This window comes from Micrococcus sp., from assembly GCF_030523875.1.
Taxonomy (GTDB): Bacteria; Actinomycetota; Actinomycetes; order Actinomycetales; family Micrococcaceae; genus Micrococcus.
In genome coordinates this window covers 1-8,890 of sequence record NZ_JAUNHR010000078.1, presented here as the reverse complement: position 1 = coordinate 8,890, position 8,890 = coordinate 1, and the positions used below count along the sequence as shown (strand labels likewise).

The following is an 8,890-nucleotide window of genomic DNA, read 5'->3' as shown; positions in this document are numbered from 1 at the left end:
GCCCCGGACACCGGGGCCCGGCCCACCGTGCGGCCGGCCGAGTCCGGCTCCTCGCCCCGCGGCCTGGCGTACGGACTGGGCGCGTACCTGATCTGGGGGCTGCTGCCGCTGTACATGTCCGCCCTGGACCCGGCCTCGGCCGTGGAGATCGTGGTGGTGCGGATCGGCTTCTCCCTGCTGTTCTGCCTGGTCCTGCTCACGCTCATGCGGCGCCTGCCGGAGGTCGTCACCGCGCTGCGCACGCCGGGGCGGTGGGGCACCACGGGCCTGGCGGCCGCGCTGATCGGCGTCAACTGGTTCCTCTACGCCCTGTCCGTGACCAGCGGGAACGTGCTGCAGGCCTCCCTGGGCTACTTCATGAACCCCCTGGTCAACGTGCTCCTCGGCGTGCTGTTCCTCGGCGAGCGGCTGCGCCGGCTGCAGTGGGCGGCCGTCGCCGTGGCCGTCACGGCGGTGCTCGTCATGGCTGTGGCCCTCGGCGAGGTGCCGTGGATCGGACTGGGCCTGGCGTTCAGCTTCGGCCTCTACGGGTTCGTCAAGAAGCGGTTCCCCGTGCCGGTCCACGCCGTGACCACCATGACCGCCGAGACCATCGCGCTCCTGCCGGCGTTCGCCGTCGGCACCGTGGTGCTGGCGCGGGCCGGCGCGCTGACCACCGTGACGGAGGGCCCCGGCCACTTCTGGCTCATGGCGGCCTCCGGCGTCGTCACCGCCCTGCCCCTGATCCTGTTCTCCACCGCGGCCCGGGAGCTCACGCTGACCACGCTCGGCATGCTCCAGTACGTGGCCCCCGTGGGCCAGTTCCTCGTGGCGGTGCTGGTGCTCGGCGAGCACATGCCCGCCGCCCGCTGGGTGGGCTTCGGCCTCATCTGGCTCTCACTGGCCGTGTTCACCGCGGACCAGGTGCACCAGGGCCGGCTGCGGCGTCGGGGGGACCGGGCCCGGCGTTCCGCCGCGGCCTGAGCGGGCAACGGGCGCCGCCCGGCCCGGGTCCGGCGTCGGGACCCGCCCCTAGACTGGCCCCATGCCCCCCAAGCCCCCCGCCCCCGTGTACCTGCCCGCGTTCCAGAAGCTCGTGCCGGACCTGCTGGGCGAGCCCTGGCAGGACGACGACGGCCTGGCCGACGCCGAGATCGACGCGCGCCTGGCCGCCTCCCCCGCCGCCGAGGAGCTGGGCGAGGCCCTCGTGCTCCCCACCGCGCTGCGCGAGTTCTACCGGGCCCTGGGCAACTGCGGCGACCTGCTGGAGACGGACCACTACGTGTGGGACCCGGACGACCTCGAGGTCCGCGACGGCTTCCTGATGTTCCTCGAGGACGCGGGCGAGACCGTGGTGTGGGGCCTGCCCGTGGCCAACCTGTCCCTGCCCGACCCGCTGGTGCACCGCCGCTCCACCGGGGCCGAGGCCGAGCACGGCGCGTGGACGGACGAGGGCGGCACGTTCAGCGAGTTCGTCACGGACCTGCTGGTGTGGACCTTCGAGGCCGACGACGACGAGGCCGCGGACCGATGACCGCGTCCACCACGCCCTCCGGCCTGCCCTCCCACGCCCCCGAGGGATACGTCTGCCCGTTCTGCGGGCTGGTGGCCGGGGACACCTCCGATCCGGGCAACCGGTGCGAGCCGGCGGACACCGTGTACCAGGACGAGGACGTGATCGTCCTGATCGCGGTGGACGGCTTCGGTGACCACGAGGGCCACGCCATGGTGTGCCCGGCCGAGCACTTCGAGAACCTCTACGAGCTGCCCTCCCGCGTGCTGCAGCGCATCGCCCTGACCGCCAAGCAGGTGGCGCTGGCCATGAAGGAGGCGTGGGCGCCGGACGGGGTCTCCACCCGCCAGCACAACGAGCCCGCGGGCAACCAGCACGTGTGGCACTACCACCTGCACGTCTTCCCCCGCTACGAGGACGACCTGCTCTACCGGCAGCTGCGCCACGCCGTGGCGCCGGAGGTCCGGGCCGCCAAGGCCCGCGAGCTCGCGGCCGTCCTGGACATGGGCCCCACCCGGATCTGACGGCTCAGGCGGTGCGGGCCACCACGTAGTCGGCGAAGGCCTCGAGGGCCTCCTTCACCACGGAGTCGGACAGCGGGGCGAGGGCGGCCTTGGCATCCGCGGCCCAGCCGCGGGTCACGGCGCCGGCCTCGACGAAGGCCGGGTGCGCGGCGAGGGCGGCGACGGCGTCGGCCAGCTGCCGGTCCGTGTCCAGCGGGCCCTCCACGAGGGCGAGCACGCGGCGCGCCTCCTCGGCCTCGGGGCCCTGACCCGCGGCGGCGCGGGCGACGAGCAGGGTGCTCAGGGTGGGCACCCGCTCGCGCAGGTCCGTGCCCGGGGTCTTGCCGAGCTCCTCGGCGGTGCTGGTGAGGTCGATCAGGTCGTCGGCCAGCTGGAAGGCCATGCCGACCCGCTCGCCGTAGTCCGCCATCACCTGCACCACGGTCTCGTCCGCCCCGCCCAGGAACGCGCCGAGCACGCCCGCGGCAGAGATCAGGGAGCCGGTCTTGCCGCCGAGCACCCGGTAGTAGTGCTCCAGGGGGTCCTGGCCCTCGGCGGGGCCGCGGGTCTCCCACAGCTGGCCCTGCACGAGCCGCTCGAAGGTCTCGGACTGCACGCGCACGGGCCGCGGGCCCAGCTCGGCCATCAGCTGGGAGGCGCGGGCGAAGATCAGGTCGCCGGCCAGGATGGCCTGGGCGTTGCCCCAGAGCCGGTGCGCGGCCGGGGCGCCGCGGCGCACGGGGGCCTCGTCCATCACGTCGTCGTGGTACAGGGTGGCCAGGTGGGTCAGCTCCATCACGACGGCGGCCTGGCGCACCTCGGGGCCCACGTCGCCGACCTCGCCGGAGGCCAGGCCCGGGTCCCCCAGGAGGGAGGCGAGCACGGTGAGCACGGGCCGCACGCGCTTGCCGCCGGCGGCGGCGAGGTGACGGGCGGCGGTCTGGGAGAACTCGTCGTCGAAGGCCAGGGACTCCGTCAGCTGCGCCTCGACCCGCTCGAGCGCCGTCAGGACGGACTCGAGCACCCGGCCGTGCTCGGCCAGGGGGTCGAATCCGGGGGGCAGGGCGAAGCCGGGCTCAGACGTGGTCACCGGTCAAGCCTACCCGGACGCGGTGCGTCGGCGGTGGTGAGGGAGGGCGTCACGGACTCCAGGATCCGCACCGCCCGGTCCACGGCGTCGCCGCCCGCGGGATCCACCACGTTGCCCATCACGCGGGCCACCGTGCGCAGCAGCGGGGGCACGGCCATGCCCGTGGCCAGGGCCGCCCGCATCACCCGCGGCCGGCCGATCAGCTGCGCGAACTGCACGCCGAGCCGGAAGTGCCGGCCCCACAGGTGCTGGGTGATCACCGGGTAGCGCGAGAGCACGGCGTCCGCGGCGGCGGGCGAGCCGGCGGCCAGCGCCTCGACGGACAGCTCCGCGGCGATCCGCGCGGCCTCCATCGCGAAGCCGATGCCCTCGCCGTTGAACGGGGAGACCATGCCGGCGGCGTCGCCCACCAGGAGCATGCCGGGCACGTGCTGCGGGGTGCGGTTGAACGCCATGGGCAGGGCCGCGCCGAGGATCCTGGAGGTGCGGGTCTGCTCGGAGATGCCCCAGTCGGCCTCGAGCGCGCCGGTCCAGTCCCTCAGCAGCCTCCGGTAGTCGAGCTTCCCGAACTGCGGGGAGGTGTCCAGGATGCCCAGGCCCACGTTCACGGTGCCGTCCGCCAGCGGGAAGAGCCAGCCGTAGCCGGGCAGCGGGTTGCCCTCGGCGTCCGGAAGGCGCAGCCAGGACTCCATCCACTCGGCGCGGTCGCCGGGCAGGGCCGGCGCCGCGCCGTCCTCCCCCGGCGCCCCGGCGGTGTAGTAGGCGCGCACGGCCACGCCCATGGGACGGTCCGTGCGGCGGTGCACGTCCATGGACACGGCGGCGCGCGCGGAGACGCCGTCGCAGGCCAGGACGATCGGGGCGTGCCAGGTGACGGTCTCCCCCGTCTTGCGGCCGTTCTCGGAGATCAGCTCGGCGGTGAGCCCGTCCACCCGGCCGGCCACGTCCCGGGTCACCCCGGTGACCGCGTGCCGCTCCAGCACCGTGGCCCCGCGGGCCCGGGCCGTGTCCGCCAGGATCGCGTCGAAGTCCCGCCGGGTGCGGGTGAGGGCGTAGTCGGGCCAGCTGGCCGTCGTCGGCCAGGGCACGTCCACGGACCGCTCGCCGGCGCGCAGGCGAAGCCCGCGGATCACCTGCCAGCCGCCGTCGTCGTCGGGGCCGCCGCGGTGCTCGATCCCCAGGTTCCGGATCTCCTGCACCGCCTGCGGGGTGAGCCCGTCCCCGCAGACCTTCTCCCGCGGGAAGGCGGACTTCTCCAGCACGACGACGTCCAGGCCGGCCGCGGCCAGGTGAGCCGCCGCGGTGGCGCCGGCCGGACCTGCCCCGGAGATCAGGACGTCCGCCCGGCGGGGACGGGCGGGCGCGGCCCCGTGCGCGGCGGCCTCGGGGGCGGGGTGCTCGGTCATGACTCCTCCTCGGTCAGGGCCAGGTCCAGCGGCAGGCACTGCGGCGCGTCCTCGAACGTGGCGGCCACGGCCTCGGCGATCGCGGCGGTGACGCCGGGCCGGTCCGCGCGGTCGCAGCGGACCTCCACGAGGCGCCGGCCCCGGACCGGGTCGGCCAGCGTGTGCACGAGGCCCACGCGCGTGGTCACGGCCACGTGGGCGAGCCCGTGGGCGGCGGCCAGCGCCGCGAAGTCCACGGTGTGCGGGGTGCCGAAGAACCGCTCCACGGTGCCGGCCATGCCCTTGGCGCGGGCCACCTGCCCGTGCTCGAGCCCGGCGAAGATGGCGCCGCCGGCATCGTTGACCACCACCACGTCCAGGTCCGGCTCCGGCTCGCCGGGACCCTGCAGCAGGCCGCCGGAGTCGTGGAGCGCCGTGAGGTCGCCCACGAGGGCCACGGTGCGCCGGTCCGTGCCGAGGGCCACGCCCGCGGCGGTGGCGATCGTGCCGTCGATCCCGGCCAGCCCGCGGTTGGCGAAGACCTGGACGTCCGGGGCCGCCGGCGGGCGCCAGGTCAGGTCCACGTCCCGGATGAGCGAGGACGAGCCGAGCACCAGCGGACCGCGGGAGACGGCCGGGACCACGTGCGCCACGGACTGCGGGCTGAGGCCGTGGTCCCGGTCCCGGCGGGCCAGCACGTCCTCGAGGGCGGCCTGGGCGCGCATGGACGCCCGCTGCCAGGCGGCCAGCCAGCCGGGCCGGCCCTGCCCGGCGAACGCGGCGAGCTCAGCGGGGTCCGCGATCACGCGCTCGGAGCGGCGGCCGGGCTCGAACCACGGCACCGGCTCGGGGGCGAACAGCGCGGTCTCCACGTCCGTGCGGCGCAGCAGGGCGGTGACGGGCCGGGTGAGCGTGGGGCGGCCGAAGAGCACCACCCGCTCGATCCGGGCCGCGAGCGGGTGGGCCTGGGGGCTCGTGCCCCCGCCCGGGCCGAGCAGCAGGGGGTAGGCGGCGATCGCGTTGACGGAGAACCGCGCGTCGGAGCTGGGCTCGGCCAGGAGCGGCAGGCCCATGGACACGGCGAACGCGGCCGCCACCGGGCCGGCGCCGTGGCAGGCCAGCACCACGGTGCACCGGGCGTCCCGGCGCGAGACGTCCAGCTCGGGCCCGCCGGAGAGGTCCGTCCCCGGGGCCCGCCACGGGACGCGGGCGTCCTGGTGCTCCTCGGCCTCGGGGGCGGGCACGACGGCGGCCATCGCGGCCAGCTGCTCCGCGCCCGGGACCAGCGGCTCACGGAAGCGCAGGTTCAGGTGCACCGGCCCGGCGGGGGCCTCGGCGACGGCCACGGAGTCCTCGGCCCGCTGTGCGACGAACCCGTCCGAGCGCAGCAGGGCCCGGCGCACGGCCGAGGCGACGGAGTCCAGGTGGGCGGCCTCGTCCTCCCCGGGGGCGGGGTCCCCGTGCACGGCGGCCTGGGCGCGGGTGTGCAGGGCGAACAGGCCCTCCTGCTGCGTGGTCTGGTTGGCGCCGGTGCCGTGCAGCTCGGCGGGGCGGTCGGCCGTGAGGGCCACGAGCCGGGAGCCCGCGTGGAAGGCCTCCATCACGGCCGGCAGCAGGTTCCCGACGGCGGTGCCCGAGGTGGTCAGCACGCCCACCGGGCGCCCTGTGGCCAGGGACAGGCCGTGGGCGAGGAAGCCGGCCGAGCGCTCGTCGATGCGCACGTGCAGGCGGATCCGGCCGGCCCGCTCCTGCTCGGCGAGCGCGTACACGAGGGGCGCGGACCGGGAGCCGGGACAGATCACGGCCTCCCGCATGCCCCCCTCGATCAGGGCGGCGGCCACGGTGCGGGCCAGGGTGGTCGAGTCGACGGAAGACATGGTGGTGGCCAGTCTAGGCGGGCCCCGGACACGACGAGGCCGCCGGGGCGGGGTGCCGCGGCAGCCTCGTGATCTCCGGACCGACGCCCTGCGACATCATCGCCGGGCGGAACGGCGGTGATGTCGCAGGGGCGCGGTCACCCGTGGGCGCAGGTCAGTGCTTCGGACCCTTCCCCTGGGCGTGGCCGAAGGCGGAATTGCCCTTGCCGTTGCCCTTCTCCTTGCCGGGGCCCTTGCCGACGCCGTTGTTCCCGGTCACATTGAAGACCTGCACGACGGACGGACGCGGGGCCGCGACCCTGTTGCCGATCTGCACCGGGCCGGACGGGGAGAGGAAGTCCGGGAAGTAGGACGTGTGGGCGCCCCAGGTGCCGTCCTCGCCCGGGTGCTGGACGTTGACGAACACGGAGTTGTCGCGGTCGTGGATGACCGGGCCGCAGGTCTCGGCGTCGCGGGGGACGGCGAGGAACTGCTCGACGCGGCCGCGCTCCGGGCCCTCGAGGGTGACCTTGTGGAGGGCGTCGGCCAGGCCGATGGTGCCCGGCTGGCCGTCGGTGGAGATCCAGAGGTTGCCCTCGGAGTCGAACGCCACGTTGTCCGGGCAGGAGATCGGGGAGACGAGCTCCTTGGGGTACCCGGCGAAGTAGGCCGAGGAGGACACGGCCGGATCGCCGGCGAGCAGCAGGATGACCCAGTTGAACGTCGTGGCGGTGTGGTCGCCGCCCTTCTCGGTCAGCTCGATGACGTGGCCGTCGCGGTTGCCCACGATGGGGTTGGCCTCGTCCACCGCGGTGCGCTTCGTGTTGTTGGTCAGGGCCATGTAGACCTTGCCGTTGACCGGGTTGGTCTCCACGTCCTCCGGGCGGTCCATCTTGGTGGCGCCCATCCTGTCCGCGGCGAGGCGGGTGAACACGAGGACCTCGGCCAGGGACATGCCCGGGACGTAGGACTTCTTGTCGGACGCCAGGGCGATCCACTCGCCGGCGCCGTCGAACGCGCCGTCGGAGGGCAGGGTGCCCCTGCCGTCGATCTGGGACGTCGGGGAGTCGCCAGTGAACCTGGCCACGTAGAGCGTGCCCTCGTCCAGGAGGCGCATGTTGTGCTTCTTGTCGCCCTTGACGAACTTCTTCGCGGAGACGAACTTGTAGAGGTAGTCGTGGCGCTCGTCGTCGCCCGAGTAGACCACGGCGCGGCCGTCCTCGGAGAGGACGGCGGTGCCGGCCTCGTGCTTGAAGCGGCCGAGGAGGGTGTGCTTCACGGGGGTGGAGGTGGGGTCCTCGGGGTCGACCTCGACGATCCAGCCGAAGCGGTGGGCCTCATTCTCGTAGCCGTCCCGGGTGAGGTCGAAGCGGTCGTGGAAGAGCTCCCAGCCGCGCTGGGTGGGCTTCGGGGAGATGCCGTAGCGGGCCTCCTCGGGGGTGCCGCGGCCCTTGAAGTACTGGTTGAAGTTCTCCTCGCCGGAGAGCACGGTGCCCCACGGGGTGGTGCCGCCGGCGCAGTTGTTCAGGGTGCCGAGCACGCGGGTGCCGGTGGGGTCCTCGACGGTCTTGAGCAGGGCGTGGCCGGCGGCAGGTCCCTGCACGCGGAAGGGGGTGGTGCCGGTGATGCGGCGGTTCCGGCGGCCGCCCCGCACGTACTCCCACTTCTGGCCGCGCTTGGCGCGCTCCAGCTCCACCACGGACAGGCCGTGCGACTGGATGCCGGCGTCCACCACGTCCTTGCGGTGGGAGATGATGTAGTCCGGGGGGAACATGATGTTCTCGTTGGTGTACTCGTGGTTGGACACGAGGTAGCCCGAGCGGTCGTCGCCGCCGTCCGAGATGATGTTCAGGTAGTCGCAGTTGTAGCCGAACTGGCCGGCCGCCGACGTCCCGGTCTGACGCCGGATGTCGAACTCCTCGGAGTCCTCGAACAGCGGATCGCCCCAGCGGATGATCGTGCCCCAGTCGTAGCCCTCCGGCACGGTGACGGTGTCCACGGTGCGCGACACGGGCGCGATGGGCTCGAAGTCGAGCTTGCCGCCGCCGGTGGGGCGGGTGCCATTGTCCGCGAGCGCCTCGGGGGCCTGGACCACGTTCGCGCCGATCACGACGGCGGCGGCGAGCCCCGCGCCGCCGCCCAGGGCCGCGCGGCGCGAGATCGCACGCTCGGCGACCTGCTGGAAGGTCTCGTTGGCGGAGGTGTTGGGGATCGGGTGCGAGCACGCGTTGCCGCACTTGAGCTCGCACGTGACGGCGGATCGGTTGCCACGGGTGTGACCGGCCATGGGCAGGAGGCGCTTGAGCATGGGACGTCCTTCGCGGTGACGGGGGCGACGCGCGGGTGCTGCGCGCCGCGGACGGGCCGGGGCCGCGTCTCGGCACCCACCGTGGTGCACCTCAGGGGCCGTCCGACGTCCCGGAGGTGAACCGGAGCCGAACTCTCCTCGTCCCAGGCGTTTCGCCCCCGGGGCGTGCCCTAGCGACGGGCGCCGCGTCCGCTCGCGGGTCCGCCGGCGGGCGCCCTCCCCGCGAGGGCGGCATGCGCCGCGCGCACCCGCTCGG

At 74.6% G+C, this 8,890-nt stretch carries 7 protein-coding genes; 3 read left to right on the top strand and 4 right to left on the bottom strand.

Annotated elements, in window-relative coordinates; translation table 11 throughout:
• The 3 genes from rarD to Q4D18_RS09625 all read left to right on the top strand — a co-directional run.
• On the top strand, positions 1-963 hold a 963-nt coding region (gene rarD, locus Q4D18_RS09635), incomplete at its 5' end, for an EamA family transporter RarD (protein ID WP_303127759.1).
• A 61-nt stretch (positions 964-1,024) separates the two neighbouring features.
• Entirely contained in the window at positions 1,025-1,513 is a 489-nt protein-coding gene (locus tag Q4D18_RS09630; protein WP_303127757.1) for a hypothetical protein, read from the top strand.
• A complete protein-coding gene (locus tag Q4D18_RS09625; protein WP_303127755.1) occupies positions 1,510-2,016 on the top strand; it encodes an HIT family protein in 507 nt (168 codons plus the stop codon). Before Q4D18_RS09630 ends, Q4D18_RS09625 begins: the two co-directional genes overlap by 4 nt.
• A 4-nt stretch (positions 2,017-2,020) precedes the next feature.
• Here the strand turns inward: Q4D18_RS09625 and Q4D18_RS09620 are convergent, their stop codons facing one another.
• The 4 genes from Q4D18_RS09620 to Q4D18_RS09605 all read right to left on the bottom strand — a co-directional run bounded on the left by Q4D18_RS09620 (position 2,021) and on the right by Q4D18_RS09605 (position 8,634).
• On the bottom strand, positions 2,021-3,085 hold the full coding sequence (locus Q4D18_RS09620) for a polyprenyl synthetase family protein (RefSeq protein ID WP_303127753.1): 1,065 nt from the start codon (positions 3,083-3,085) through the stop codon (positions 2,021-2,023).
• Positions 3,082-4,491 carry a geranylgeranyl reductase family protein gene (locus Q4D18_RS09615; RefSeq protein WP_303127751.1) on the bottom strand — a complete coding sequence of 470 codons (1,410 nt, stop codon included), beginning with the start codon at positions 4,489-4,491 and terminating at the stop codon, positions 3,082-3,084. Before Q4D18_RS09615 ends, Q4D18_RS09620 begins: the two co-directional genes overlap by 4 nt.
• Positions 4,488-6,347: a 2-succinyl-5-enolpyruvyl-6-hydroxy-3-cyclohexene-1-carboxylic-acid synthase gene (menD, locus tag Q4D18_RS09610; RefSeq protein WP_303127749.1), complete on the bottom strand. Its 1,860-nt coding sequence runs from the start codon at positions 6,345-6,347 to the stop codon at positions 4,488-4,490. The genes Q4D18_RS09615 and menD overlap by 4 nt, the downstream gene beginning before the upstream one ends.
• A gap of 154 nt (positions 6,348-6,501) precedes the next feature.
• A complete protein-coding gene (locus Q4D18_RS09605; RefSeq protein ID WP_303127746.1) occupies positions 6,502-8,634 on the bottom strand; it encodes a PhoX family phosphatase in 2,133 nt (710 codons plus the stop codon).
• Between the last annotated feature and the right edge of the window lie 256 nt (positions 8,635-8,890).